The 25,919-nt window shown below is 74.4% G+C and carries 27 protein-coding genes; 15 read left to right on the forward strand and 12 right to left on the reverse strand.

The window, feature by feature from the left end; all coding sequences use genetic code 11:
- Positions 1–113: 113 nt before the first annotated feature.
- The 5 genes from AB0B02_RS15725 to serS all read left to right on the forward strand — a co-directional run bounded on the left by AB0B02_RS15725 (position 114) and on the right by serS (position 5,431).
- Entirely contained in the window at positions 114–506 is a 393-nt protein-coding gene (locus AB0B02_RS15725; RefSeq protein ID WP_357300989.1) for a hypothetical protein, read from the forward strand.
- On the forward strand, positions 503–1,639 hold the full coding sequence (locus AB0B02_RS15730) for an alcohol dehydrogenase catalytic domain-containing protein (RefSeq protein WP_357300749.1): 1,137 nt from the start codon (positions 503–505) through the stop codon (positions 1,637–1,639). The genes AB0B02_RS15725 and AB0B02_RS15730 overlap by 4 nt, the downstream gene beginning before the upstream one ends.
- Before the next feature lie 29 nt (positions 1,640–1,668).
- Positions 1,669–2,844 (forward strand): saccharopine dehydrogenase NADP-binding domain-containing protein, encoded by a 1,176-nt coding sequence (locus AB0B02_RS15735; RefSeq protein WP_281937017.1) that lies wholly within the window; start codon positions 1,669–1,671, stop codon positions 2,842–2,844.
- An 88-nt stretch (positions 2,845–2,932) separates the two neighbouring features.
- Entirely contained in the window at positions 2,933–4,024 is a 1,092-nt protein-coding gene (locus AB0B02_RS15740) for a MerR family transcriptional regulator (RefSeq protein ID WP_357300751.1), read from the forward strand.
- A gap of 120 nt (positions 4,025–4,144) precedes the next feature.
- Positions 4,145–5,431, forward strand: a complete 1,287-nt coding sequence (gene serS / locus AB0B02_RS15745; protein ID WP_357300753.1) for a serine--tRNA ligase — start codon at positions 4,145–4,147, stop codon at positions 5,429–5,431.
- Here the strand turns inward: serS and AB0B02_RS15750 are convergent.
- The 4 genes from AB0B02_RS15750 to AB0B02_RS15765 are packed head-to-tail and all read right to left on the reverse strand — an operon-like array spanning position 5,415 to position 10,156.
- Complete coding sequence (locus tag AB0B02_RS15750) at positions 5,415–6,338, reverse strand: cytochrome c biogenesis protein CcdA (protein ID WP_357300755.1); 924 nt, start codon at positions 6,336–6,338, stop codon at positions 5,415–5,417. The two genes, serS and AB0B02_RS15750, sit on opposite strands and share 17 nt — an antisense overlap.
- The gene (locus AB0B02_RS15755; protein ID WP_357300757.1) at positions 6,335–6,934 is read right to left on the reverse strand and encodes a redoxin domain-containing protein; all 600 of its coding nucleotides are present in this window, start codon (positions 6,932–6,934) and stop codon (positions 6,335–6,337) included. Before AB0B02_RS15755 ends, AB0B02_RS15750 begins: the two co-directional genes overlap by 4 nt.
- Positions 6,935–6,956: 22 nt before the next feature.
- The gene (locus AB0B02_RS15760; RefSeq protein ID WP_357300759.1) at positions 6,957–8,423 is read right to left on the reverse strand and encodes an NADH-ubiquinone oxidoreductase-F iron-sulfur binding region domain-containing protein; all 1,467 of its coding nucleotides are present in this window, start codon (positions 8,421–8,423) and stop codon (positions 6,957–6,959) included.
- On the reverse strand, positions 8,420–10,156 hold the full coding sequence (locus AB0B02_RS15765; RefSeq protein WP_357300761.1) for a ferric reductase-like transmembrane domain-containing protein: 1,737 nt from the start codon (positions 10,154–10,156) through the stop codon (positions 8,420–8,422). Before AB0B02_RS15765 ends, AB0B02_RS15760 begins: the two co-directional genes overlap by 4 nt.
- Positions 10,157–10,452: 296 nt before the next feature.
- Between AB0B02_RS15765 and AB0B02_RS15770 the strand changes: the two genes are divergently transcribed.
- Together AB0B02_RS15770 and AB0B02_RS15775 are read left to right on the forward strand one after the other, a co-directional pair.
- Positions 10,453–11,898: an alpha-amylase family protein gene (locus tag AB0B02_RS15770; RefSeq protein ID WP_357300763.1), complete on the forward strand. Its 1,446-nt coding sequence runs from the start codon at positions 10,453–10,455 to the stop codon at positions 11,896–11,898.
- Between the two features lie 76 nt (positions 11,899–11,974).
- Entirely contained in the window at positions 11,975–12,859 is an 885-nt protein-coding gene (locus AB0B02_RS15775; protein WP_281937035.1) for a L,D-transpeptidase family protein, read from the forward strand.
- Positions 12,860–12,934: 75 nt separating this feature from the next.
- Here AB0B02_RS15775 and AB0B02_RS15780 read toward each other — a convergent pair whose 3' ends face one another.
- Genes AB0B02_RS15780 through AB0B02_RS15795 form a run of 4 tightly spaced genes read right to left on the reverse strand, consistent with a single transcriptional unit; the run spans position 12,935 to position 16,446 of the window.
- Positions 12,935–13,555, reverse strand: a complete 621-nt coding sequence (locus tag AB0B02_RS15780; protein WP_281937037.1) for a response regulator transcription factor — start codon at positions 13,553–13,555, stop codon at positions 12,935–12,937.
- Complete coding sequence (locus tag AB0B02_RS15785; RefSeq protein WP_357300767.1) at positions 13,552–14,700, reverse strand: sensor histidine kinase; 1,149 nt, start codon at positions 14,698–14,700, stop codon at positions 13,552–13,554. Before AB0B02_RS15785 ends, AB0B02_RS15780 begins: the two co-directional genes overlap by 4 nt.
- Positions 14,701–14,729: 29 nt before the next feature.
- Positions 14,730–15,536 carry an ABC transporter permease gene (locus tag AB0B02_RS15790; protein ID WP_281937041.1) on the reverse strand — a complete coding sequence of 269 codons (807 nt, stop codon included), beginning with the start codon at positions 15,534–15,536 and terminating at the stop codon, positions 14,730–14,732.
- 22 nt (positions 15,537–15,558) lie between these two features.
- A complete protein-coding gene (locus tag AB0B02_RS15795; protein WP_281937043.1) occupies positions 15,559–16,446 on the reverse strand; it encodes an ABC transporter ATP-binding protein in 888 nt (295 codons plus the stop codon).
- Between the two features lie 237 nt (positions 16,447–16,683).
- On the opposite strand from AB0B02_RS15795, the gene AB0B02_RS15800 reads away from it, so the two are divergent.
- The 3 genes from AB0B02_RS15800 (at position 16,684) to AB0B02_RS15810 (ending at position 19,242) form a co-directional block, all read left to right on the forward strand.
- On the forward strand, positions 16,684–17,544 hold the full coding sequence (locus tag AB0B02_RS15800; RefSeq protein ID WP_357300770.1) for an alpha/beta fold hydrolase: 861 nt from the start codon (positions 16,684–16,686) through the stop codon (positions 17,542–17,544).
- A 21-nt stretch (positions 17,545–17,565) separates the two neighbouring features.
- Complete coding sequence (locus tag AB0B02_RS15805) at positions 17,566–17,769, forward strand: hypothetical protein (protein WP_357300772.1); 204 nt, start codon at positions 17,566–17,568, stop codon at positions 17,767–17,769.
- Between the two features lie 333 nt (positions 17,770–18,102).
- The gene (locus AB0B02_RS15810) at positions 18,103–19,242 is read left to right on the forward strand and encodes a site-2 protease family protein (RefSeq protein WP_107155793.1); all 1,140 of its coding nucleotides are present in this window, start codon (positions 18,103–18,105) and stop codon (positions 19,240–19,242) included.
- A gap of 17 nt (positions 19,243–19,259) precedes the next feature.
- On the opposite strand, the gene AB0B02_RS15815 is transcribed toward AB0B02_RS15810, so the two are convergent.
- Positions 19,260–20,486: an FAD-binding protein gene (locus tag AB0B02_RS15815; protein WP_357300774.1), complete on the reverse strand. Its 1,227-nt coding sequence runs from the start codon at positions 20,484–20,486 to the stop codon at positions 19,260–19,262.
- Between the two features lie 67 nt (positions 20,487–20,553).
- Between AB0B02_RS15815 and AB0B02_RS15820 the strand changes: the two genes are divergently transcribed.
- Positions 20,554–20,919, forward strand: a complete 366-nt coding sequence (locus tag AB0B02_RS15820) for a hypothetical protein (RefSeq protein ID WP_357300776.1) — start codon at positions 20,554–20,556, stop codon at positions 20,917–20,919.
- A 30-nt stretch (positions 20,920–20,949) separates the two neighbouring features.
- Here the strand turns inward: AB0B02_RS15820 and AB0B02_RS15825 are convergent, their stop codons facing one another.
- The gene (locus tag AB0B02_RS15825; RefSeq protein WP_357300778.1) at positions 20,950–21,879 is read right to left on the reverse strand and encodes an LLM class F420-dependent oxidoreductase; all 930 of its coding nucleotides are present in this window, start codon (positions 21,877–21,879) and stop codon (positions 20,950–20,952) included.
- A 65-nt stretch (positions 21,880–21,944) separates the two neighbouring features.
- Here AB0B02_RS15825 and AB0B02_RS15830 point away from each other — a divergent pair, with 65 nt between their 5' ends.
- Both AB0B02_RS15830 and AB0B02_RS15835 read left to right on the forward strand, forming a co-directional pair.
- Positions 21,945–22,253 (forward strand): metalloregulator ArsR/SmtB family transcription factor, encoded by a 309-nt coding sequence (locus AB0B02_RS15830; RefSeq protein ID WP_281937052.1) that lies wholly within the window; start codon positions 21,945–21,947, stop codon positions 22,251–22,253.
- Positions 22,254–22,255: 2 nt separating this feature from the next.
- Entirely contained in the window at positions 22,256–22,786 is a 531-nt protein-coding gene (locus AB0B02_RS15835; protein WP_357300781.1) for an SRPBCC domain-containing protein, read from the forward strand.
- 3 nt (positions 22,787–22,789) lie between these two features.
- Here the strand turns inward: AB0B02_RS15835 and AB0B02_RS15840 are convergent, their stop codons facing one another.
- Both AB0B02_RS15840 and AB0B02_RS15845 read right to left on the reverse strand, forming a co-directional pair.
- Positions 22,790–23,383: a biliverdin-producing heme oxygenase gene (locus AB0B02_RS15840; protein WP_281937055.1), complete on the reverse strand. Its 594-nt coding sequence runs from the start codon at positions 23,381–23,383 to the stop codon at positions 22,790–22,792.
- A 62-nt stretch (positions 23,384–23,445) separates the two neighbouring features.
- On the reverse strand, positions 23,446–24,003 hold the full coding sequence (locus AB0B02_RS15845; protein ID WP_357300784.1) for a Uma2 family endonuclease: 558 nt from the start codon (positions 24,001–24,003) through the stop codon (positions 23,446–23,448).
- 110 nt (positions 24,004–24,113) lie between these two features.
- On the opposite strand from AB0B02_RS15845, the gene AB0B02_RS15850 reads away from it, so the two are divergent.
- Entirely contained in the window at positions 24,114–25,070 is a 957-nt protein-coding gene (locus AB0B02_RS15850; protein WP_281937056.1) for an ATP-binding cassette domain-containing protein, read from the forward strand.
- Complete coding sequence (locus tag AB0B02_RS15855) at positions 25,067–25,891, forward strand: ABC transporter permease (RefSeq protein WP_357300786.1); 825 nt, start codon at positions 25,067–25,069, stop codon at positions 25,889–25,891. The genes AB0B02_RS15850 and AB0B02_RS15855 overlap by 4 nt, the downstream gene beginning before the upstream one ends.
- Positions 25,892–25,919: the final 28 nt, after the last annotated feature.

Below are 25,919 nucleotides of genomic sequence, written 5' to 3' on the forward strand. Positions count from 1 at the left end.
CGGACGGCCGGCCGCGCACCGCCGGCCGCCCGGGTGACCCGCGACCTCGGGGAGGGCCTGTGACCCGGACCGGACGGCTGGCCGTCGGCGTACGCGCCCTGGCGGCCGGCGCACTGGCACTGGTCCACCGACGGCGGGCCGCAACCGGGGCCCGGCCCGCGCGCTGGCAGGTGGTGACCGTCTCCGGGCAGCCCGAACAGGTGCTGCCGGGCGGGCGGTGGCCCGAGCCGCTGCGCCGGCTCGACGGCGCGGTGGAGGTCTGGGCCCGCCCGGCGCCCGGCGGGCGCGGCACCGAGCTGGCGGTACGCCCGCTGGGCGGGACACCGGCGCTGGCCGGGTTCGCCGCGCACCTGGTCGGCGACGACCCCGGCCGGTACCTGCGGCAGGTGCTGCGGCAGACCCGGCAGCTCCTGGAGACCGGTGAGGTGCTGCGGGCGGACCGCTCGCCGCTGGACCGCCCGGCGGCGCGGCGGACCCGCCGACCCGGATCGGAGGCGACCGGGTGAGGGCCCTGTGCTGGGAGGGCACGGACGCGCTCGCCGTGCGCCAGGTCCCCGACCCGGAGCTGCGCAACGCCCAGGACATGATCGTCCGGGTGCGACGCAGCGCCACCTGCGGCGGAGACCTGCCACTGCTGGCCGGCCGGGTGCCCGAGGCGGCCACCGGTGAGGTGCTCGGGCACGAGTTCGTCGGCGAGGTGGTCGAGGTCGGTCCGGAGGTACGCCGGCACCGGGTCGCGGACCGGGTGGTGGTCGGCGCGGCGATCGCCTGCGGGGCCTGCTGGTTCTGCCGGCAGGGGCTGCTGGCCTGCTGCGACAACGGGACCAGCGACGCGGCCACCGAGCCGGAGTGGGGAGCGCCCGCCGCCGGGTGCTACGGCCGGCCGGCCCGCCTCGGTGGTTTCGCCGGCGGCCACGCCGAGTTCGTCCGGGTGCCCTACGCCGACGTGGGCGCGTTCGCCGTGCCGGACGGGGTCGACGACGACCGGGCGGTCTTCGCCGCGGACGCCGCGCCGGCCGGCTGGCACGGCGTCGAGCTGGCCGGTGTCGCCCCCGGAGACGTGGTGGCGGTCTGGGGCGCGGGCGCGGTGGGACAGCTCACCGCGGCGGCGGCCGTGGCGCGCGGCGCGGCCCGGGTGATCGTGGTGGACGAGCACGCCGACCGGCTGCGGATGGCGGCCCGGCACGCCGGCGCCGAGCCACTCGACCACCGGTCCGTCGACGTCCTCGCCGAGCTGCGGGAACGCAGCGGCGGCCGGGGGCCGGACGTGTGCGTGGACGCGGCCGGCCCGCCGACCGGTCCGATCCGCTGGCCGGCCGCCGGGCCGGACGCCGGGATGGCGCTGCGCGAGGCGGTGCACGCCTGCCGCAAGGGCGGCACGGTGGTGGTGCTCGCCGGCGGGGCGACGTTCGTGGACCGGTTCCCGCTCGGCGCGGTCACCGAGAAGGGGCTGGCGGTACGCGGCGGCGCCCGGGTCGGCCCGGACGCCATCCCGGCGCTGCTGGACCGGATGGCCCGGGACGAGCTGGTCACCGAGCACCTCGCCACCCACCGGCTGCCGCTGGACCGGGCCGCCGAGGGGTACGCGTTGTTCCGGGACCGGGCGGACGGCTGCGTCCGGGCGGTCTTCACGCCGTGAGTCCGGCCGGCGGGTGGCACACTCGGCGGATGCCCGCAGACCGCGCGTACGACCTCGTCCTGTTCGGCGCCACCGGCTTCACCGGCGGCCTCACCGCCGAGTACCTGGCCCGGCACGCGCCGGACCGGCTGCGCTGGGCGCTCGCCGGCCGCAACCCGGCCAAGCTGGCGGCCGTCCGCGACCGGCTGGCCGCCATCGATCCCGGCCTGGCCGAGCTGCCCCTGCTCACCGCCGACGTCACCGACGCGGCGTCGCTGCGGGCCGTGGCGGACAGCGCCCGGGTGGTCGCCTCCACCGTCGGCCCGTACGTGCACCACGGCGAGCCGCTGGTGGCCGCGTGCGCCGCCGCCGGCACCGACTACCTGGACATCACCGGCGAGCCGGAGTTCGTCGACCTGATGTACGTGCGGCACCACGCCGAGGCGGTGCGCACCGGGGCACGTCTGGTGCACGCGTGCGGCTTCGACTCGATCCCGCACGACCTCGGCGTCTGGTACACCGTCAAGCAGCTCCCCACGGACGGGCCGGTCACGGTGGACGGCTACGTGCGGGCCGGCGGCCGGTTCTCCGCCGGGACGTACCACTCGGCGCTGACCGCGTTCTCCCGCACCGGTGAGACGAGCCGGGCGGCGAAGGCCCGGCGGGCGGTCGAGCCCCGGCCGGACGGGCGGCGGGTGCGGGCGGTGCCCGGCCGGGTCGGGCGGGTCCGCGAGTTCGGCCAGTGGGCGGTGCCGCTGCCCACCATCGACCCGCAGATCGTGCGCCGGTCGGCGGCGGCCCGCCCCGAGTACGGCCCGGACTTCCGGTACCGGCACTTCGCCGCGCTGAAGCGGCTGCCCACCGTGCTGGTCGCCGGCGTGGGCCTGGCCGGCGTGGTTGGGCTGGTGAAGGTGCCGCCGACCCGGCGCTGGCTGCTCGGCCGGCTCGCCTCCGGTCAGGGGCCGAGTGCCGCGCAGCGGGCGAAGTCCTGGTTCCGGGTGCGGTTCGTGGGCGCCGGTGGCGGCCGGCGGGTGGTGACCGAGGTGGCCGGCGGCGACCCCGGCTACGACGAGACCGCCAAGATGCTCGCCGAGTCGGCGCTCTGCCTGGCCTTCGACGAGCTGCCGGAGACCGCCGGCCAGCTCACCCCGGTCGCCGCGATGGGCGACGCGCTGCTGGACCGCCTGATCCGCGCCGGCATCACGTTCCGCACGCTGAAGGCGTAAGGCGGGGCCCCTTCTTAACGCTTTCGGTAGAGGCGGGGCCCCCGCTTAACACTCGGACGTTGACCCTCGACCTGGTGCAGGGCACAGGATGGCGGCCGTGGAGAGCGAGCTTCGCAGCATCGGTGAGCTGGCCCGGGCCAGCGGGTTGACGGTCAGCGCGTTGCGGTTCTACGACCGCACCGGCGTGCTGACGCCGGCCCGGGTGGACCCGGTGACCGGCTACCGCTGGTACGCCGACGACCAGGTGGGCCCGGCCCGCCTGGTCGCCGGCCTGCGCCGGGTGGGCATGCCGCTGGCCGGCATCGCCGAGGCGCTGCGGCACCGGCGTCACCCGGCCGAGGTGCACCGCCTGCTGGACGCGCACCTGCGCCGGCTGGAGGACGGCCTCGCCGACGCGCGTCGCGAACTCTCCCGGATCCGTAGCCTGATCGACCCGGAGGAGACCACCGTGACCACCCGACTCGTGCTGTCCCGCACCGACCTCGCCGCCGCCGTGGACGCCGTACGCTTCGCCGCCGGCGCCGACCCGGACCTGCCGGTCCTGTCCGGCGTGCTGCTGGAGGTCGAGGCGGCCGGCGTACACCTGGTCGCCACCGACCGGCACCGGCTGGCGGTGGCCCGGGTCGACGCCACCGTCGACGGCCCGCCGGTGCGCGCGCTGGTGCCGGTGGCGGCGGTCGACGAGCTGCGCGCGCTGCTCGACGGCGGCGGGGCGAGCGCGGAGGTGGTCGTCGCCGCGGACCGGGTCACGGTCGCGGTGGCCGGGCGCACGCTGACCACCGCCCCGCTGCCGTACGACTTCCCGGACCACCGCCGGCTGCTGGGCGCGCGGCTCGGGGCCGCGCCCGCGTACCGGATCCCGGTGGACGGCGCGGCGCTGCGCGCGGCGCTCACCGCCGACGACGTGCGGGTGTGCCACCAGACACACGACGGCGTCGAGCACCCGGTGGTCGCGCTCGGCCTGGACCACGGTGGCGAGTTGCGGCTGGTCGACCCGGCCGCCGTCGGGGACCCGGACGGCGGGTTGCGGGTCGGGTTGAACCGGGAGTACCTGCTCGACGCGCTGGACGCCGGCGGCAGCCAGCTCGTGCTGGAGCTGGACGGCCCGATCACCCCGCTGGCGGTACGCCGGGCGGACGACGCGCACGCGTTCTCGGTCTTGATGCCGGTCCGACTCTGACCGCTTCGTCGCGCACGGCGGGCCGGTCCGGGCGGGAGAGCCCGGGCCGGGCTGGCGGGGCCGCGACGGTAGCATCTGTGGGTTCCACCTGACGGCCCGGACGAAAGGCGTACGAGCAGCATGCTCGACATGGAGTTGATCCGGAAGGATCGCGAGGCGGTGGCGACCGCGCTGGCGAAGCGTCTGGATCCCGCCGAGGTCACCCGGGCGCTGGACGACATCCAGCGACTCGACCAGGAGCGGCGCGCCCTGATCACGGAGATCGATGCCGAGCGGCAGCGCCGCAAGGCCGAGGCGCGCGCGTACGCGGAGGCGAAGCGCTCCGGCGCCACGCCGCAGCCCGCCGCGCCGGAGGCCGAGCGCAAGCAGCTCGCGGAGCTGGAGTCCCAGCTCGACGACGTGCAGTCCCGGCTGCGCTCGGCGATGAGCGAGCTGCCCAACCTGCCCGCCGACGACGTGGTCGCCGGTGGCAAGGAGGCCAACCGGGTGGTGCGGACGTTCGGCGAGGCGCCGGCCATCGAGCAGGTGCGCGACCACGTGGAGCTGAGCCGCGCGCTGGGTCTGGTCGACCACGAGCGGGGCGTGAAGCTGGGCGGCTCCGGCTTCTGGATGTACACCGGCGTGGGCGCCCGGTTGGAGTGGGCGCTTGTCAACTGGCTGATCGAGCGGAACATCGAGGCCGGCTACGAGTTCCTGCTGCCGCCGCACCTGCTGCTCGACACCGCCGGCTTCGCGTCCGGGCAGTTCCCCAAGTTCTACGACGACGTCTACCGCATGGACAAGCAGTCCGCCCCGCGCGGCCAGTTCCTGCTGCCCACCTCGGAGACGGCGATCCTCGGCGCCTACCAGGACGAGATCCTGGAGACGTCGAAGCTGCCGCTGAGGGCGTTCGCCTACACGCCGTGCTACCGGCGCGAGGCGGCCGGCTCGCACTCCGACGAGCGCGGCACGGTGCGCGGCCACCAGTTCAACAAGGTGGAGATCTTCCAGTTCACGCTGCCGGAGCAGGCCGACGCCGCGCTCCAGGCGATGGTGGGTCACGTCGAGGGGCTGGTCGAGCAGCTCGGCCTGCACTTCCAGACCAGCCTGCTCGCCGCCGGCGACGCCAGCGCCTCGATGAAGAAGACGCTCGACATCGAGGTGTGGATGCCGAGCACCGGCAAGTACAAGGAGGTGTCGTCGGTCTCCTGGGCGGGCGACTACCAGGCCCGCCGCGCGGCCATCCGCTACCGGGAGCCGGGCGGCAAGCAGACCCGCTTCGTGCACACGCTCAACGGCTCGGCGCTGGCCACCAGCCGGCTGTTCCCGGCCATCCTGGAGCAGTGCCAGCAGCCCGACGGCTCGGTGGTGGTCCCCGAGGTGCTGCGCGACAAGCTCGGCACCGACCGCCTCACCCCGACTCGCTGACGGCCTTCCGCGCGGGGGTCGCGCCGCTCGCGGGGGTCTCGCTGTCAAGCGGGGCCCCCGCCTCTACCGGAGGCGTTGACAGGGGGCCCCGCCTTACCAGCAACCCGAGCGCGAGCAGGGTGAGGGAGAGGGCGGCCAGGGGGGCGGGGCCGGCGGTGTTCAACGCGCTCACCAGCGCCTGCTGGACGGCGGCGGCAGCGCGTACCACCGGGTCGCCGAACGCGTCGTGGCGGCCCAGGGCCAGCCGCACCTCGTACCAGCCGTACCAGGCGACGTAGCCGCCGGCGACCAGCAGCACCAGGCCGCTCAGCCGGGACACCCACGCGCCGGCGCCGCGCAGCCCGGCCACCACCCGCCCGCGCAGCAGCGCCACGGCGAGCGCGGCCACGCCGGCCACCAACGCCATTCCGAGCGCGTACGCGCCGAAGAGCGCCAGCCCGCGCAGCGGCGAGCCGGCCCGCAGGCTGGTCACCACGATCGCCAGGAACGGCGCGATCGCGCAGGTCAACGACGTGAGCGCGTACGCCGCGCCGAACAGCGCCATGGACGGCCAGGTGCGGATGAGCCGGGGCGCGGTGCGCCACGGGCCGGGCGTGGGCAGCCGCCGGCCGGCGAGCAGCCACAGACCGGCCAGCGCCAGCAGCACGCCGAGCGTCACGGTCAGCCAGGGCAGCCGGGGGCGCAGCCAGTCCGCCGCCGGTGCCACGGCCAGCCCGAACGCGCCGAAGACGGCCGCGTACCCGAGCGTCAGCCCGGCCGTCGCGGTGAGCGCGCGGCCGACCGCGCCGCGCCCGTCGCCGGGGCCGGCCACCAGCACCGAGAGGTACGCGGGCAGCATCGCGAAGCCGCACGGGTTGACCGCGCCGAGCATGCCGGCGGTCAGCGCGAGCAGCAGCGCGCCGGTCATCCCCGAGCCAGCGTCTCGACCTGCCGGGTCAGCGCCTCGCCGTCGAGGAAGCCCTGGTGGACCACGGTGCCGTCCCGGTCGACGATGACGAACGTGCTCTGCTCGGTCACCTTGAACCGGCGCCACAGCGTGCCGGCGCGGTCGTCGAGCTGCGGCGTGCCGGCCAGGTCGAACTCGGTGACGAAGTCCCTCATGGCCCGTTGCTGGCCGAGGCCGGCGACGCCGACGATCGGCACGGTGTCCCGGTAGGTCGGGGCGATCTCGGCGACCGTCCACGCCTGGCTGGCGCAGGTCGCGCACCAGGGGGCCCAGAACCACAGCACGACCGGCCGCCCGGCGAGGGCGGCGGCGGAGAATGTCGTACCGTCGAGCGTCTTCGCGGTGAACGCCAGCGTCTCCGGCACCCGGGCCGGCGGCGTCGACGGCGCACCGGCGGACGGGGTCGGGGCGGACGCGGCCGGGGCGGTGGTCGACCCGGCGGTCGCCGCGCCGGCCGGCGTGGCCCGCTCGGGGCCGACCGCGCAGGCGGCCGTGCCGGCGAGCGTGGCGGCCAGTACGGCGGCGACGCCGAGACGGCGGGCGGTACGGGGTGGCATCGGCGCCTCCTGGGCGGGACGGCTACTCGGCCTTGACCAGCCGGAGCGCGAGTTCGGGGCAGACCTTGACCGCCTTGAGCGCGCCCTCGCGCAGCCAGGTCGGCACCGGGGTGGGCGGGAAGGCCGGGTAGCCGTTGCCGTCGAGCCGGATGAAGTCCGGCACCACGTGCGCGCAGAGCCCGTGCCCGTCGCAGCGGGACCAGTCCAGGGTGAGTCTCTGCGGGTTGCCGTCGGGCGCGCCGGGCAGGCCCATGGTGCCCTTGACGCGTTTGCCGCAGCCCTCCCCGGTGGCGTGCAGCCGCAGGTCGTCGGCGAACACCTCCATGGCGGACAGCGCGAACCGGGCGGTGCCGTCCGGGTGGCTGCACGCGCCGCGTCCCTTCACGTCGCCGGCCGCGGCCCGGACCAGCTCGATCGGCGCGCTGCCGGAGACCGCGAGGTCGACGGAGCGGGCCAGGTCGGGCAGGCCCATCTTGCACGGGCCGCACTGGCCGGCGGACTCCCCGGCCAGGTAGCGGACCACCTGGGCGACCTCGCCGAGCGGACAGGTGTCGGTGCCGAGCGGCACGATGATGCCGGCGCCGAGCGTGCCGCCGATCGCGGCCAGCCCGTTGCGGGAGACCTCGGCCCGCTCCGCCGCCTCGGCGGTGATCCACTTGCCGTGGTAGCCGCCCATCAGGATGCCCGGCCCGGGGGGCACCTCGCACAGGTCGAGGATCTCGCGCAGCGGGGTGCCGGCGGCGCACTCCACCACGGCCGGTCGCTTCGCCGACCCGGTGACGGTGAGCAGCACGGTGCCCGGCTCGTCGTCGGTGCCGAGCGCCGCGTACTCGTACGGGCCGATCCGGGCGGCGACCGCGAGCTGGGCGTACGTCTCGGCGTTGGAGAGCAGGGTGGGCAGCCCGCTGACGCCGGAGTCGCTTGACCGCTTCTTGGTGCCGGGTGGGATGTGCGGCAGCCCGTTGATGCCGTTGACGAGCGCGCCGCCCTCGCCGGAGATGAACCGGTGCGGCACGGTCACGATGGTGGTCGGCACCGGCATCCGCCGTTCCTGCAACGCCTCGGTCAGTGAGGGCCGGCCCACGTCGTCGTCGGCCACCCCGATCACGATCTCCTCGGCGTCCAGCGCGAACGCGGCGAGCGCGGCGCCGTCCAGGACGAGGTGCGGGGCCCGGGTGAGCAGCACCTTGTCCTTCCAGCTCGCCGGCTCGCCCTCGGTGGCGTTGACCACCACGACGGTGGCGAGGTCCTGCCGTTCGGCGGACTCCAGCACGGCGCGCATCTTGCGGGCGAACGGGAAGCCCGCCCCGCCCTTGCCCTTGAGGTCGATCGCCTCGGCGAGCCGGAGCAGCGCGGCCGGCTCCATCGGGCCGATCGGGCCGTGCACCTCCTCGTGGGCGAGCAGGTCGAGCCGGCCGAACTCGGCGAACCCGGCGGTGAGCCGGGGCTCTCCGACGCAGGCGACCGGGGGGACAGCCGTCCGCTTCACCGGGCCTCGCCCCGCAACCCGGCCCAGTACGCCCCGTCGACCGCGTCCGCGTCGGCCTTGCGCCGGCGGCTGGGGCGGCTGTCCTTGGTGGCCCGCATCGCCCGGCGGGAGGCGAGGTCGACAAGCGTGGGGGTGTCGTCGACGAACGCGTCGTCGTCGGCGGTGTATCGGGCCGGCGGACGCCAGTAGTCGGGCTCCTCCGGCACGTCCTCCTCGTCCCGGTAGCGTCGCCCGGTCCCGCTGCGCGGCTCCGCCGAGAACGGGGTGCCGGAGATCGGGCCGGCCGACACCGGGCCGGCCGAGATCGGCTCGCTCGCCCAGCGGCGCGGGCTGTCCCACGGCTCCTCGGCCTCGTCGGTCGGGCGCGGCGGGGCCGAGTAGCGGGCCACCTCGGCGGGGGTGGCGTAGCGGCCGCTGTCCGGCGGCGCGGAGTGCCGGCCCCCGGTGTCCGGCGGCGCGGAGTGCCGGCCGCCGTTCTCCGGCGGCGCGGAGTACTGGGCGGCGACCTCCTCGTCGACCCGGGACCGGCGGCTGACCCGCTCCTCGGTGTCCCGGCGGCGCCGACGGGACCGTTCCCCCTCGCGCCGGCCGGCGACCGGCTCCATCTCCTCGTCCCGGCTCCGGCGCACCGGTTCGCCTTCGGAGTCGCGGACCCGGGTGGAGGTGCTCACCCGCTCGGTGTCCCGGCTCCGGGTGGACCGCCGGGCGGCCGGGACCTCCTGCGTGCGGGCGCGCCGCGCCGGCTCGGCCGGCTCCTCGGCGCGCCGCCGGGCGGCGGCGGCGCGGACCGGCTCCCGCAGCGATCCGGGCTCCGGCACCACCGGTACGGCGAACCGCTCGGGGTCCCGCTGCCGGGCGGTGCCGGCGGGCGCGGTCCAGGTGGCGGTGGTCTCGGCCCAGCGCCCGCCCCGACCCCGGCCGGCGGCGCTCTCGTCCTTGTCCGCGGTCTTCTTGCGGGCCAGCGCCGCGAACACGCCGGTACGTTCCTCCCCCTTGCCGGCCATCGCCTTGTTTAGGGCGGCGGCCTGGTGCTGCTCGCGGCTGCGCTTGCCGAGATGGACGGAGAGGCGCACCAGCAGCGCCATCACCACGAGCAGCACGCAGGCGAGGTAGCTGAGCACCACCCAGCTCTTCGCGGTCCGGCCGGCGTTGAGGCCGTGGAACAGCGCGAACGGCCAGGACACGTACGCCATCGAGTGCAGCGCGCGCCAGAACCACTTGGGACCGACGCCGGCGAACCGGACCCGGATCAGCCCGGTCCAGAGCACGCCCACCATGAGCAGCGCGGCGACGGTGCCCAGCCCGACGTAGAGGCCGCTGCCGCCGAGGAACGGCACCACCGCGTCGGTCGGTCCGGCCCGGCCGATCGCGATCTTGGTGATGACGTGGAAGACCAGCCCGACCACGCCGAGCACGCCGGTGGCGCGGTGCGCGGACTGGAGCAGCACCCGGTGCCGGATGAGCAGCACCAGCCGGTCGGTGGCGAGCAGCCCCAGCATCACGGTGAGGCTGAGCGAGACCAGGGTGACCACCCCGGCGAAGAACTCGGTGAAGAAGAATCCGTACGCGTACACGGCGCCGCCGGCGCCGGCCAGCTCCACACCCGCCCACGCGAGGCCGAGTGCGGAGGCGGTGAGTGCCACCATCGCGGACTTCGACACGGTCCGGACACCACGGCTGCTGGTGGTGGTCCGGACGGTCGTCGCCTTCTCGTTCTGCTGTGCCCGGGCCATCTGCTCCTCGATCGTCTCGCGGCGGCGCCCCCACCGGCCGACCCTGCTCCCACCTCAGGTACGGAGCGACGGCTCGGACGGATCACCTCCGGTGGCGAATTTCTCGACCGGTTCCTCGAACCATCCGGGCCCGACGCGCGTTATAGCGCCCCACACAACGACGGATGCCCATGCGTTGACATTTCTTGCAACATGCTCGTAACCTTGCGGAAAATTTCAGTGCCAGCTGCAAGAAGCCGGCACTGAAGCCCTCCCAGGCTCCACTCCCCCACATCCCCCGTCCCGTAGGAGTCCTGATGCAACGACGTCGACGCCGCGCCGCGGCGCTCGTCCTCGGCCTCGCCGCCAGCCTGCTCGTCCCGACCACGGTGGCGGCACCCCCGGCCGCCGCCGCCACGCCCGGCGGCAAGAAGGTCATCGTCCAGCTCTTCGAGTGGAACTGGACGTCGGTGGCGAGCGAGTGCACCAGCACGCTCGGCCCGAAGGGCTACGGCTACGTCCAGGTGTCCCCGCCGCAGGAGCACGTCAACAGCAGCCCCTGGTGGGTGTCCTACCAGCCGGTCAGCTACCGGATCGAGTCCCGCAAGGGCACCCGCGCCCAGTTCCAGTCCATGGTGAACACCTGTCACAACGCCGGCGTCAAGGTGATCGTCGACGCCGTGGTCAACCACATGTCCGGCCAGGAGAACGGCGGCACCGGCTGGGCCGGCACGTCGTACGGCCACTACAACTACCCGGGCACCTACTCGGCGCAGGACTTCCACTACTGCGGTCGCAACGGCAACAACGACATCGCCAACTACAACGACCGGTACGAGGTGCAGAACTGCGAGCTGGTCAACCTGGCCGACCTCAAGACCGAGTCGGACTACGTCCGCACCCGGCTCGCGACGTACCTCAACGACCTGCTCTCGCTCGGCGTGGACGGGTTCCGGCTGGACGGCAGCAAGCACATGCCGGCCGCCGACATCGCCGCGATCAAGGCCAAGCTGTCCCGGCCGGCGTACCTCGTGCAGGAGGTCATCTACGGCGCGGGTGAGCCGGTCCAGCCGACCGAGTACACCGGCAACGGCGACGTGCACGAGTTCCGGTACGGCAAGGACCTGGCCCGGATGTTCAACAACGAGCGGCTGGCGTACCTGAAGAACTTCGGCGAGTCCTGGGGCTACCTGCCGGGCGGCTCGGCGGTGGTCTTCACCGACAACCACGACACCCAGCGCGACGGCGGCGTGCTCACCTACCGCGACCGCGGCGAGTACGCGCTTGCCAACGCGTTCATGCTGGCCTGGCCGTACGGCACCCCGGCGGTGATGTCGAGCTTCACGTTCAGCAACAAGGACCAGGCCCCGCCCTCGGACGGCAGCAACAAGATCACCAACACCACCTGCTACTCGGGCTGGGAGTGCGAGCACCGCTGGCCGGTCATCGCCAACATGGTCGGCTTCCGCAACGCCACCGAGGGCGCCGCGGTCGCCAACTGGTACGACAACGGCTACCAGCACATCGCGTTCAGCCGGGCCGGCAAGGGCTACCTGACGATCAACGACGAGGACTCCGCGGTGAGCGGCCGGTCCTACTACACCGGGCTGCCCGCCGGCCGCTACTGCGACGTCATCCACGGCACGTTCAGCAACGGGTCGTGCAGCGGTCCGGTGCTCACCGTGGACTCGTCGGGTTGGTTCGCCGCGACCGTCAACGCGCACGACGCCATCGCCATCCACGTCGGAGCGAAGGTGAGCTGACCTCGCCCGTACCCCGTGAAGCCCCCGTGCCGGCAGTTCCCGGCGCGGGGGCTTCGTCTCGGTTAGAGTCGCTTTCGTGCATTATGACCACGTCACCGGGCGGCGGATTCCCGGCTGGCTGTTCGCCGCGCTCGGCGTACCGCTGCTGTTGGCCACCGCGCTGCTGGTCGGTCACGCGCTCACCGGCACGCCGGCGCCCACATTGGTCGGCGCCGGACCGGCCCCGACCGGGCCGGCGTCACCGCGGCCGTCGCCTGTGGAGTCCGTGCCGCCCGCCGCGCCCGCGCCCGCCGACCTGCCGGTGGTCACCTACGACCCGGCACCACGCGGCTTCCCCGCCGACCCGACGCCGACCGACACCCGGCAGCTCCGCGAGGGGGCGCGGCCGGACCGGAAGATCCCCGCGTACGACGCGCCCGGCGGCCGTCCCCGGGCCTTCCTCGCGCCGACGATCAACGACGTCCCGCTGACCGTGCCGATCGTCGAGCGCCGCGCCGGGTGGACCGCGGTGCTGCTCCCCTCCGCGAACCGCACCGTCGCCTGGCTGCCGGAAGGCGGCTGGACCACGGTCGCGCTGCGCGACCAGATCGTGGTGGAACGCCGCACGCACCGGCTCACCTGGCTGCGGGACGGGCGCGCGGTGCACACCTGGCCGGTCAGCCTCGGCATGCCCGGACAGCTCACCCCGCTCGGCCGCACGTTCATCCTGGGCCGCACCCCGCCGCCGCAGGACGTCTACGGCGGCGTCGACATCTTCGCGCTCGGCGCGATCCCCGACGACCCGGACGCGGTGCCGACCGGCCTGCGGGGCGCGCACATCGGGCTGCACACCTGGTACAACGACGACACGCTCGGCAAGAACGTCACCAACGGCTGCATCCGGCTGACCCGCGCCGCCCAACGCCAACTCCTCGCCGAGCTGTCCCCCGGCACCGCCCTCGTCATCGTCGACCGCCGGTAAGGAGGGGCCCCCTGTTAACGCCTCCGGTAGAGAAGGGTTCCCCTCTCACACCGTGCGTTGACAGGGGGCCCTCCTTCAACCCAGCAACCAGCCGTTGGCCTCCGCGACCCGGACCGCGTCGGCGCGGTTGCGGGCGCCGGTCTTGCCGATGGCCGACGAGAGATGGTTGCGGACGGTGCCCTCGGAGAGGTGCAGCGTCGCCGCCAGTTCGGCCACCGTGCCGCCGCCCCGGGCCGTACGCAGCACCTCGGTCTCCCGCTCGGTGAGCGGACTCGCGCCGGTGGCCAGCGTCTCGGCGGCCAGCGTCGGGTCGACCACCCGCAGGCCGGCGTGCACCCGGCGGACCGCGTCGGCGAGCTGGCGGGCCGGGGTGTCCTTGACCACGAAGCCGTTCGCGCCCGCCTCCATCGCCCGACGCAGGTAGCCGGGCCGGCCGAACGTGGTCACCACCAGCACCCGGCATCCGGGCAGCGCCGCCCGCAGCGCCGCCGCGGCGGCCACCCCGTCCAGGCCGGGCATCTCCACGTCGAGCAGCGCCACGTCCGGGTGGGTACGCAGCGCCTCCGGCACCACCTCGTCACCGCGGCTCACCTCCGCCACCACGGTCAGATCCGGTTCCAGCGAAAGCAGCGCGGCCAGCGCGCCGCGGACCAGCGCCTGGTCGTCGGCGAGCAGCAGTCTGATCGGCGTGGTCATCCGGGTGTCCTTCCGTCGGGGTGCGGCACCGTGACCCGGAGCAGGAAACCGCGCCCGCCGGACGCCCGGGCCACCGTCACGGTGGCGTCCAACCGGGCCGCCCGCTCCCGCAGCCCGACCAGCCCGTGCCCGGCGCCCGCCGACTCGCCGGCCGGTCCCCGGCCGTCGTCGCGGACCTCCACCCCCGCCGGGTCCACCCGGATCACGCAGCGCCGCGCGCCGCTGTGTCGCACCACGTTCGTCACCCCTTCGCGGACCGCCCAGCCGAACAGCTCGTCCCGGTCCGCCGGCAGCTCCGGCACCGACTTCGGCAGCTCCGCGACGATGCCCGCGGCGGCCAGCGCCGACCGGGCGCCGGCCACCTCGGACGCCAGATCCACCCCGCGGTACGCCCCGACGGTGCCCCGCACGTCGGCCAGCGCCTCCCGGGCCAGCCGCTCCACGTCGGCGATCTCGACGGCCGCCCGCGCCGGGTCCAGCTCCAGCAGCCGGCCGGCCAGCTCGGCCTTCACCGCCACCACGGTCAGCGAGTGCCCGAGGATGTCGTGCAGGTCGCGGGCGGTGCGGGCGCGCTCCTCGGCCACCGCGAGCCGGCGGATCTCGGCCTGCGCGGCCTGAAGTTCGCCGTTGCGCTGGGCCAGCCGACTCACCCCGAACATGGCGAACGAGGCGAGCAGCACCGCGAAGACGACAGTGCTCTCCGACTCCCAGCCGGGCACCAGGCGCGAGGTGACCGGCGGGGTCGCCGCGGCCAGCACCACCACGACCAGCGCCTCCACCGACGGCAGCAGGAACACCGCGGCGGCGGCCACGAAGACCAGTGTGGTCAGCCAGTCGCCGCCGGTGCCCGGGATGCCGGCCAGACCGAGCGCTAGCAGCACCGCGATCAGCAGCCGGGCCCGGTCGGCCGGGATCGGGCGGTGCTGCTGCCGGCGGGCCCGACCCCACTCGAAGATCAGCACGTACGCCACGGCGAACGCGATCACCGAGGCGAGCCCGAGCAGCCGCCGCCACAGCTCCGGCTGGTGCAGGGCGGTGACGAACGGAATGTTGAGGAAGAACAGCCAGACCGCCGCCAGCAGCCAGCCGGTGAACCGCCAGTGGGGACGGTTCACCGGCCGGGCCGGGACGGTCGGCAACGTCACGCCCACCACGCTAGTGCTCGCCGCCCCGGTCAGACCCGGGTGGTGTCGCGGCGGAACAGGCGGGCCGCGCCGAGACCGAAGAACGCGGTCCAGGCGGCCACGTTGCCGACCGCCGCCCAGTCCACCCCGGTGCCGGTCAGCGGCGCGCGAGCGAGCTGACCGACCCCGTACACCGGGGTGAACGTGGCGATCTGCCGCATCACGTCGGGCAGCAGATCGAGCGGAACGAACAGACCGCCCAGCATGGCCAGGATGGCCAGTGCCGGGCCCATGAACTGCATGACGTTCTCGGCCGGGGCGAGGTAGCCGACGAACAGGCCGAACGCGGCGAAGACCAGCGAGCCGATCCACGCGGTCAGGCCGGACTCCAGCCACACGTGGGCCGGCAACCGCACCCCGGAGGCGGCGCCGACGCCGAACTCGACGAGCACGCCGAGCAGCCCGAGCACCATCGCGGTGGCCACCTTCGTCGCCACGTACGCGGCCGGGCGCAGCGGGGTCAGCCGCAACTGCCGGCTCCAGCCCAGCGCACGCTCGGTGGCGACGGCCGCGCCGGCGCTGGTGGTGGCCACCATGGCCGCGTACACGGCCAGGCTGATCATGATCCAGCCGGTGACCGGCAGGCCGTTGTCGAGCTTCTCGCCGCGCGACGGCAGGCCGAACAGGAGGAAGAAGACCGCCGGCATGACCAGGATGAACATCAGCGTGCGACGGTTGCGCAGGACCCGGCGGATCTCGATGGCGAGCACGGCGGTGGAGAAGCCCCCCAGGGCGGGCGGCCGGCGGTCGGGCCGGCGCGGGCCGGTGGTGGTGTCGGGTGAGGTGGTGGCGGTCATGCGAGGCTCCCGGGCAGGTCGGTCAGGCGGCGGTCAGGGCGAGGAACGCGTCCTCGAGGTTGCGTGAGGTGATCTCCAGGTCCCGGGCGTCGGTGCGGGTCAGCAGGTGCCGGGCGACGACGTCGGAGTCCTCGCTGTGCACGAGGATCGCGTCGCCGCGTACCTCGACGGAGCGGACGCCGGGCAGCGCGGCGAGCGCGGCCTGGTCGGCGCCGGGCAGCGTGGCCCGGACCACCCGGCCGGCGGCCAGGTTCTTGATCTCGGCGGTGGTGCCGTCGGCGACCACCCGGCCGGACCGGACCAGCACGATCCGGTCCGCGTACGCGTCGGCCTCGTCCAGGTAGTGGGTGGCGAACAGGACGGTCCGGCCGGAGCGGGCGTCGGCCCGGATCGCCTGCCAGAAGTCGCGCCGCCCCTCGACGTCCATGCCGGTGGTCGGCTCGTCCAGCACCATCAGGTCCGGGTCGGGCAGCAACGCCAGGGCGAACCGCAGCCGCTGCTGCTGGCCGCCGGAGCACTTGCCGACCGGCCGGTCGGCGATCTCGGCGATGCCGGCGCGCTCCAGCACCTCGGCCACCGGCCGGGTGTGGCCGTAGAAGTGCGCGGTCATCCGTACCGTCTCGGTGACGGTGAGGTCCTTGAGCAGCCCGCCGGTCTGCATCACGGCGGCGACCCGGCCGTGCCGGACGGCGTCGGTCGGGCTGCCGCCAAAGAGCCGGACCGTGCCGGCGTCCGGTCGGGCCAGCCCGAGCAGCATGTCCACGGTGGTGGTCTTGCCGGCGCCGTTGGGGCCGAGGAAGGCCACCACCTCACCGGGGGTGATCCGCAGGCTGAGCCCGTCCACGGCGGTCACCGGGCCGTAGGTCTTGGTGAGTCCGGCCAGTTCCACGGCCGGTGCGGTGTCGGTCATGCCAACGATGCTCCGGCCCGCGACGTCCGGGTCCCGGGAACAGGCGTCACCTTCCGCCCGTGACATTTGTCAGGCAGCCGCAGCCTCGTCCACTTACCGCGATCTTGGAGTTGCGGCGCCAGAGAATGTCGGTTTAGTGCCGTTATCGGAGGTGCCACAACTCCAAGATCGATGTGGGCTGGCCGGCCCGGGGGCGCCGGGTGGGAGTGAGGGCGGGCGGGTTGGGTAAGCCGCGGCATGGGGGTACCTACCGGACGCGTCGACACGATCGTGCTCATCCACGGGCTCTGGATGACGTCGCGGAGCTGGGAGCGCTGGGCCGACCGCTACACGGCGCGCGGCTTCCGGGTGCTCACCCCGGCCTGGCCCGGCATGGACCGTGAGGTCGAAGACCTGCGGGCCGACCCCACGCCGATCGCCGGCCAGCGGATCGCCACCATCGTCGACCACTACGCGACGATCATCCGGGAGCTGCCCCGGCCGCCGATCATCATGGGGCACTCGTTCGGCGGTCTGATCGCCCAACTGCTGCTGGACCGCCGGCTCGGCGCCGCCGTCGTCGGCGTGCACCCCGCGCCGGTCAAGGGCGTGCTCAAGCTGCCGCTGAGCACGTTGCGCTCCGGGTTCTCCATCCTGCACAACCCGGCCAACCGGCACCGCGCGGTCCCGTTCACCGCCGAGGACTTCCGGTACGCCTTCGGCAACACGCTCACCCGGGCGGAGTCCGACGCCGCCTGGCAGCGGTACGCCGTACCCGGCGCCGGGCACGTGCTGTTCGAGGGCTCGTTCGCCAACCTGGACCCGGACTCGGCCACCGAGATCGACAAGAAGCGCAGCGACCGGGCACCGCTGCTGATCACCGCCGGTGGCGAGGACCATGTGATCCCGCCGTCGCTGGCCAGCAGTCTCGCCAACCTCTACCGCGGTTCCACCGCGATCACCGGCTACCGGGAGTTCCCCGGCCGGTCGCACTTCGTCGGCGGCGAGCCGGGCTGGGAGGAGGAGGCCGACCACGCGCTGGAGTGGGCGGTCGAGGCGGCCAACGAGTTCTCCCCGACCGTGGTCAGTGAGGCGCCCCGACGCAACCGGGCCGGGTAGCGGTCACCGGGGATCACCAAGATGCTCCAGATCCCGCCGAACGCCACCCCGAACCAGCCGACGGCCATGACCGGCTTCGGACTGGCCGGGGTGAAGCCCTACTTCTGGCTGATCGACGGCGGCACGGTCGGCACGAACATGCACCTGGCCCTCACCGTCGACACCCGCGAGGATGTCGCCACCTTTACCGGGCCGCGCTCGACGCCGGTGCCACGTCACTGCTGACGCCCGCCGTGCATCCCGAATACCACGACGACTACCACGGCACCTTCGTGCGGGACCCGCACGTTCGACGTCCTCGTCGGTCACCCGGTAACCGCGCTCGGCCCACCGGGCCCGCAGCCCGTCCGCCCGCATCTTCCGTCGCAGGGCGTCCGCGATGAAGCCAGACATCCTGGCGGCTGAGCGCTCGACGTAATCGGCGACGTCGTCGGGCAGGCTGATCGTGATCCGCCGCGTCATGCTCCCGGCATCGTGGGTGCCTACCTCGTGGCGAGCGCGGCGCGCTGGGCCGTTCGGGACTGGTGTGGGCGCGGGTGGGGCGGGTATGACGGAGCGATGAGGGCGAGTTTCCGGCTCGGCCGGGTCGCGGGCGTACCCGTCGGCGTCAACTGGAGTGTCCTGGTCATCTTCGTGCTGATCGCCTGGACGCTGTCGGCCAGCCTGTTCCCGCGCTCGTACCCCGGCCACTCCACGATCGCCTACGTCGCGGCCGGCCTGGCCGCCGCGGTGGTCTTCTTCCTCGGGCTGCTCGCCCACGAGGTGTCGCACGCGGTGGTGGCCAAGCGCAACGGCATCGAGGTCGAGGGCATCACGCTCTGGCTCTTCGGCGGCGTCGCCGAGCTGAAGGGCGAGGCGAGGGATCCCGGCGCCGAGCTGCGGATCGCCGGCGTCGGACCGCTGGTCAGCCTGATCATCGGTGTGGTGTTCGGCGCGATCGCGGTGGCCGTCGCGGTGGCCGGCGGGCACGGTCTGCTGCTCGGCGCGCTCTCCTGGCTGGCCGGCATCAACGTGCTGCTGGCGCTCTTCAACGTGCTGCCGGCCGCGCCGCTGGACGGTGGCCGGTTGCTGCGGGCGGCGGTGTGGAAGGCCACCGGCGACCGGACCCGGGCCTCGGTGGTGGCCGCCGGCGCCGGCCGGGTGCTGGGCATCGTGCTGATCGGGCTCGGGCTGTGGCGGTTCCTCAGCGGCGCCGGGTTCGGCGGACTCTGGCTGGCGCTGATCGGTTGGTTCCTGATCGGCGCGGCCGGGCAGGAGGAGCGGCAGGCGCGCGTCGGCGACGCGCTGCGCGGCGTCCGGGTCGGCGACGTCATGACGCCGCAGCCGCAGACCGCGTCCGGCGACCTGACCGTGGCCGACTTCGTCGACCACTATCTGTTCGCGTACCGGCACTCGGCGCTGCCGCTGACCGCCGACGGTCGGCCGGTCGGTCTGGTCACCCTCGACCGGGTACGCGGTACCGCGCCGGACCGCCGCGCCTCCACCACGCTGGCCGAGGTGTCCTGCCGGGCCGACGAGCTGGTGCTCGCCCGCCCGGAGGAACAGCTCACCGACCTGCTCCCCCGGCTCAACGAGTGCACCGACGGCCGGGCGCTGGTGGTGATCGACGACCAGTTGGTCGGGATCGTCTCGCCCAGCGACATCAGCCGCGCGGTGCAGCGCGGCAGCCTGCGCCAGCAGACCTCCACCGGTCGCTGACCGCGCGCCGTGGGCCGTCAGTCGCGGGGGAAGTAGCGGTCCAGCTCCGCGGTGCGGAACTTCCCGGCCGGGTCGAACTCGCGCAGCAGCGCGACGAAGTCGGCGTGCCGGGGGTACGCGGCGGCCGGGTCCCGGTCGAACAGCTTGCCCCAGTGCGGGCGCGGCGCGAACGGGGCGAGCCGCTGCTCCACCTCGGCCAGCACCGGCGCGACCGCCTCCGGGTCGCCGATCCAGGTGAAGTGCAGCGCCAGCGTGTCCCGGCGGAAGTTCGGGCTCAGCCACAGCTCGTCGGCGGCCACCGTACGCAGCTCGCAGATCTGGAGCACGGCGGCGATCCGCTCGGCGACCGGGTCGAGCGCGGCGAGCGCCGCCGCCGCGTCGGCGCGGGCCACGTGCCACTCGGACTGCAACTCGTCGCCGCTGCTCGGGGTGAAGCCGAGCCGGAAGTGCGGCAGCCGCTCGTGCCACGGCCCGGGCTCGCCGAACTGGGCGGTGCAGTGCTCGGGTGACATGCCCGGCACCGGGTGCTGCGGCGTCTCGGCCGCCTCGGTGTCCAGCCAGTCGGCCGGCGGCGGCGCCTGGTCGGCACGCTGCTTGACCCACACCTGGTCGAAGCGCGCCGACCGCCAGCCGGTGAAGACGCTGACGCTGTACGCGGCGTCCAGCGCCTCGTCGAGCGCGGCGCGGGGCAGGCCGAGCCGGACGTACTGCCGGACCGTGAACGTGGGGACCATGTCGAGCGTGAGCCGGGTGACCACGCCCAGCGCGCCGAGGTTGACCACCAGGCCGGCGAACCGGCTGTCGGTCCGGTCGACGGTGAGCAGGTCACCGTCGGCGGTGACCAGTTCCAGCGCGGCGACGGCGGCGGCCAGGTTGCGGTTGGCGACGCCGGAGCCGTGGGTGGCGGTGGCGACCGAGCCGGCCACCGAGATGTGCGGCAGCGAGGCGAGGTTCGCCAGCGCGTACCCCTGGGCGTGCAGTGTGGTGGCCAGGTCGCCGTGGCGCAGGCCGGCGGCGACCGTGACCGTGCCGCGGTCGGGGTCGAGCGCGACGGTGGGCGGCAACCCGTCCAGCGCGACCTGGACGCCCGTGGTGTCGCCGAGCCGGTTGAACGAGTGGCCGGTGCCGACGGCCCGGACCCGGTCCGCCCCGGCGACCAGCCGGCGCAGTTCGTCGAGGGAGGTCGGCCGGTGCCGGGTCCGGGCCGACCAGCGGACGTTGCCGGCCCAGTTGGTGTCGGTCATGCGCTGCATCATCCGCCATCCGGCGCGGGCAGGGTTGCTTCGGGGTCGCAGCGGGAATCCTGGACGGATGAGCAGCTACCGCGACCCGAGCCTCCGCGGCGACGTGTACCCGTCGGAGGAGGAGATCGACCCGACCGGCGTCGGCCCCGACCTGGCCGGGGCCGGTGCGGACCTGACCGCGCCGGCGCCGACGCCGGAACCCGAGCCCGACCCGGTGCCCCACCCGGGGCCGCCGCCACGCGAGGGGCCGGGCCGGTCGATCGTGACCCGGCATCTGGACGGCTCCGTCGAGGTGGTCACCGACCTGGACGGCGACGGCGTGGCCGACGTGGTGCAGGTCGACCTGGACGGCGACGGTGTCCCGGACCTGACGTACCTGGACAGCGACCGCGACGGCCGACTCGACACGATCCGGCGGGCGACGGCGGGCTGACCGCCCCCGGCCCTGGTCGCGGGTCCGCGCTCAGAGCTGCGGCATCACCTCGGCGGCGACCAGTTCCAGGTGGTCCAGGTCGGTCAGGTCGAGCACCTGGAGGTAGATCCGGCTGCTGCCCGCCTCGGCGTACCGGCCGAGCGTGTCGACCACCTCGGCGGGCGTGCCGGCGGCGCCGTTCGCGCGCAGTTCGGCGGGCTCCCGGCCGATCGCCTCGGCGCGCCGGGCCACCTCGGCGTCGTTCCGGCCGCAGCAGAGCACCAGCGCGTTGGACCAGGTCATCGTGGCCGGGTCCCGGTCGATCTCGGCGCAGGCGTCCCGCACCCGCCGGAACTGGGTCGTCGTGTCGTCGACCGAGGCGAACGGCATGTTGAACTCGTCGGCGTACCGGGCGGCCAGGCCGGGCGTGCGCTTCGGGCCGCGACCGCCGAGCAGGACCGGTGGGCGGGGCCGCTGCACCGGCTTGGGCAGCGCCGGCGAGTCGGTGACCGGGTAGTACGTGCCGGGGAAGTCGAACGTGGCACCGGCCGGGGTGGACCAGAGTCCGGTGATGACCGCGAGTTGCTCCTCCAGTCGGTCGAACCGCTCGCCCACCGGCGGGAACGGGATGCCGTACGCGGCGTGCTCCTCGGCGTACCAGCCGGCGCCGATGCCCAGCTCGACCCGGCCGCCGCTCATCTGGTCGACCTGCGCCACGGTGATGGCGAGCGGCCCGGGCAGCCGGAACGTGGCGGCGCTCATCAGCGTGCCGAGCCGGATCCGGGTGGTGTCCCGGGCCAGGCCGGCGAGCGTGGTCCAGGCGTCGGTCGGTCCGGGATCGCCGCTCACCGAGCCCATTTTCAGGTAGTGGTCGGAGCGGAAGAACGCGGCGAAGCCGGTCTCCTCCGCGCGGCGCGCCACGGCGAGCAACTGGTCGTAGCTGGCCCCCTGCTGGGGTTCGGTGAAGATCCGCAGTTCCATGCCCCGAGCATAGGGACACTCTCTATGCCCACACAGACATATAACCCGTGTGGCATATTGGGTGGGTGCCCGTGGACACCTTCGCCGTACTGGCCGAGCCCGCCCGCCGCCGCATCCTCGACCGGCTGCGCCGGGCGGAGAGCAGCGTCGGCGACCTGGTGGACGCGCTGGGCATGAGCCAGCCGACCGTGTCCAAACACCTCCGGGTGCTGCGCGAGGCGGGCCTGGTCACCTGCCGCAGCGCGGCCCAACGGCGGATCTACCGGGTCGACACCGGGCCGCTGCGGGCGGTGGACGACTGGCTCGGGCCGTACCGGCTGATGTGGACCGAACACCTCGACGCCCTGGAGCGCCATCTCGACCGTCAGGAGTGACGATGCAGCGTGACAGTTTCCGCCCCGGCCCGCTCGCCGACGTCGACCGGGTTCCGGTCGACGACCGGTGGGACCTGGTCCTCGTCCGCGGCCTGCGGCACCCGCCCGAGCGGGTCTGGACCGCGCTGACCGACCCGGCACAGCTCGCCGAGTGGGCCCCGTTCCTGGCCGACCGCGACCTGGGCAGCCCCGGCGAGACCACACTCCGCACGGTCGACGGCGACCGGGCGCACCCGGCACCGGCCACGATCCTGCGCGCGGACCGCCCGCGCGTGCTGGAGTACACCTGGGGCACCGCCCTGCTCCGCTGGGAACTGACCCCGACCGACACCGGCACCACGCTCACGCTGCGGCACCGGATCGACCGGCCCGACCTGGCCCCGATGGTGGCTGCCGGCTGGCACCTCTGCCTGGACGTCGCCGGGCACCTGCTCGACGGCGACCCGGTCGGCCCGATCCGTGGGGCGGAGGCGAAGGAATTCGACTGGGCGGCGCTGCGCGACGCGTACGCCGAACGCCTGGACCGCCCCTGAACCTCAGGCCACGCGAGCGGCGTCGCCCACGACGGCGAAGGTCCGCCGGGCCGCCTCGGCGGCGTCCCGCAACTCCGCTTCCGACCACTCCCGCCCGGCCAGCGCGCGCCGGAAGTCCCGCCAGTCGCGCCCCGGCGAGCCCCCGCTGCGGCGGAAGAACCGGGTCGCCTCCCCCTCGGCCAGCCCCAGCCGGCGCTCCACCTCCGGCGCGATGACGCTGCCACCCAGGGCGCTGCCGAGCAGGACGTACCGGCCGCCGACCGCCCGGGCGAGGGTGTCGAAGCGGAGGCCCGACGAGCCGGCGACCGGCCGGTCGGGCGCGACACCGAGGGCAGCCAGGTCGGCGCGGAGCAACGCGGTGGCCCCGCCCAGCCGGGGGTCGAGCGGGAGCCCGGACCAGTCGGCGGCGGCGAGGTCCCGCTCCAACGGTGACCAGGCCGCGAGCAGCCCGACCAGCGCGGCGGCCAGATCACCTCGGGAGCGGATCCGGTCGGGCAGGCCGAGTCGCCGTTCCACGGCGGCGTGGTGGTCGCGGGTGCCGTCGCGCAGCGCGGCCAGCATCGGCGACGCCGCCGGGCGCCGGGACTGATCGGACATCCGGCGAGTATGCCCAGTCGGGCCTCGCGGCGCACATCGCCACCGCCATCCGGGTCGGCCGTTCACCGGTCCAGGTGGTCGGCGGGCGCGGTCTGCAACAGCCAGGCCAGCGGCATCCGGGCGTGTGCGGCGTACCGGCCGTCGCCGGTCAGCTCGTGGAGCGTGACGGTCTGCGGGCCGTCCCGTTCGACCACCCAGTAGCGCGGGATGCCGGCCGAGGCGTACTCCCGCACCTTGGTCACCGAATCCATCGCCTCGGAGCCGGGCGAGACGATCTCCACCGCCAGCACGAGGTCGGTCACGGGTGACCAGACGCCACGGCCAGGCGGCTTCCGCCACACCGTCAGATCGGGAATTCGGCCGCCATCCCCGTTCGGCCCGGGAACCCGGACGCCGACCGCCTGGAGCACCTGCTCGGCGGGCCAGCCGGCCATGATCAGCCAGGCGAAGAGGCGGCTCGCGATGATCGCGTGCTCCGAGTCGGGCGGCGGCATGACCGACAGGACCCCCTCGGGGCTGGTCTCGTAGCGGTGACCGTTCGGGTCGGCGGCGTTCATCGTCGCCACGTCGTCGAGCGTCACGACGGCGGGCATGTGCATGCCGACAGCCTCAGCGCTCATGCCGCCATCCTAGGCGAGCGAGCACCTCCTGTCGGTCGGCGGCGCGGTGTGCGTACCGGTGTCAGCGTCGTGTGCGGGCGCTACCAGCGGCGCCCGCCATGGTCGGTGCCATGAGTTACGCATTCGAGGCGGAGGGCCTGGTCAAGCGGTTCGGTTCGACGACCGCGCTGGCCGGGATCGACCTCGCCGCACGACGGGGGACCGTGCTGGGGGTGCTGGGGCCGAACGGCGCCGGCAAGACCACCGCGGTACGCATCCTCGCCACCCTGCTGCGCCCGGACTCCGGGCGGGCCACCGTCGGCGGTCACGACGTGGTCGCCGACGCCGCCCGGGTCCGCCGGCTGATCGGCCTGACCGGGCAGTACGCGTCGGTCGACGAGGACCTGACCGGTACGCAGAACCTGGTGCTGATCGGCCGGCTGCTGGACCTGAGCCGGCGCGACGCCCGGGCGCGGGCGGCCGAACTGCTCGCCTGGTTCGACCTGACCGCCGCCGCCGGACGGCCGGCGAAGACGTACTCCGGTGGCATGCGCCGCCGGCTGGACCTGGCCGCGAGCCTGGTCGGCCGGCCGGAGGTGATCTACCTGGACGAGCCGACGACCGGTCTGGACCCGGCCAAGCGCGAGGAGATGTGGGGGGTGGTCCGCTCGCTCGTCGACGACGGCTCGACGGTGCTGCTCACCACGCAGTACCTGGACGAGGCGGACGCGCTGGCCGACGAGATCTCGGTGATCGACCACGGCCGGGTGATCGCCCACGGCACGCCGGCCGAGCTGAAGCGCATCGCCGGCAGCCAGACCATCGTGGTCCGGCCGACCGAGCCGGAGCGGATCGGCGAGGTCGCCGACATCCTGCGCGCCGGCGCCGGCGCCGAACCCGAACTCCCCCGGCCCGGCCTGCTCACCGTGCCGGTGGAGGGCGACGCGGCGTTCACCGCTGTGGTGCGCCGGCTCGACGACGCCGGCATCGGGGTGGTCGAGCTGGCGCTACGGCTGCCCAGCCTGGACGAGGTGTTCTTCACGTTGACCGGCCACGGCGCCGAGCAGCCCACGGAGGTGGCGGCATGACCACGACCACGCACCCGGCGGCGACGCCGCCCCGGACCCGTGCGCCCCGGCCCGGCGCCCGCCCGTTCGGGCTGGTCCGGCACAGCCTCGCGCTCGCCGGCCGCAGCCTGATCAAGACGCTCCGCACCCCGGAGCAGCTCCTCGACGTGACGCTCCAACCGATCGTCTTCGTGCTGATCTTCGTCTACCTGCTGGGCGGCGCGATCTCCGGCTCGCAGCACGCGTACCTGGAGTTCCTGCTCCCGGCGATCATGGTGCAGACCGTGCTGTTCGCGTCCGTCGCGACCGGCGTCAGCCTCAACACCGACATCGAGAAGGGCGTCTTCGACAGGTTCCGCAGCCTGCCCATCGCCCGGTCCGCGCCGCTTGTCGGCTCGGTGGTCGGCGACCTGGTGCGGTTCGTGGTCTCGATCGTGGTGCTGTTCACGTTCGGCTACGCCATCGGCTTCCGGATCGGCACCGATCCGCTGTCCACGCTGGCGGCGTGCCTGCTGACCATCGCGTTCGCGTTCGCGGTGAGCTGGGTCGGGGTGCTGCTCGGCGTGCTGATGCGCAGCCCGAGCGCGGTGCAGGGGACCGCGTTCCTGGTGATGTTCCCGCTGACGTTCGGCACCAACATGATGGCGCCGACCGACACGATGCCCGGCTGGTTGCAGTGGTGGGTCGGCGTGAACCCGGTGGCCGACGTGATGACCGCGGCGCGGGGCCTGATCCTCGGCGGTCCGGTCGCCGGGCCGGTGACCCGGTCACTGATCTGGACCGTGGCGATCATCGCGGTCTGCGCGCCGCTGGCCGTACGGGCCTACCGGCGCCGCGCCTGACCGGCCGCATCGGGCCGCCGCTCGCGAA

It is taken from the genome of Micromonospora sp. NPDC049240 (assembly GCF_040647835.1).
Taxonomy (GTDB): domain Bacteria; phylum Actinomycetota; class Actinomycetes; order Mycobacteriales; family Micromonosporaceae; genus Micromonospora.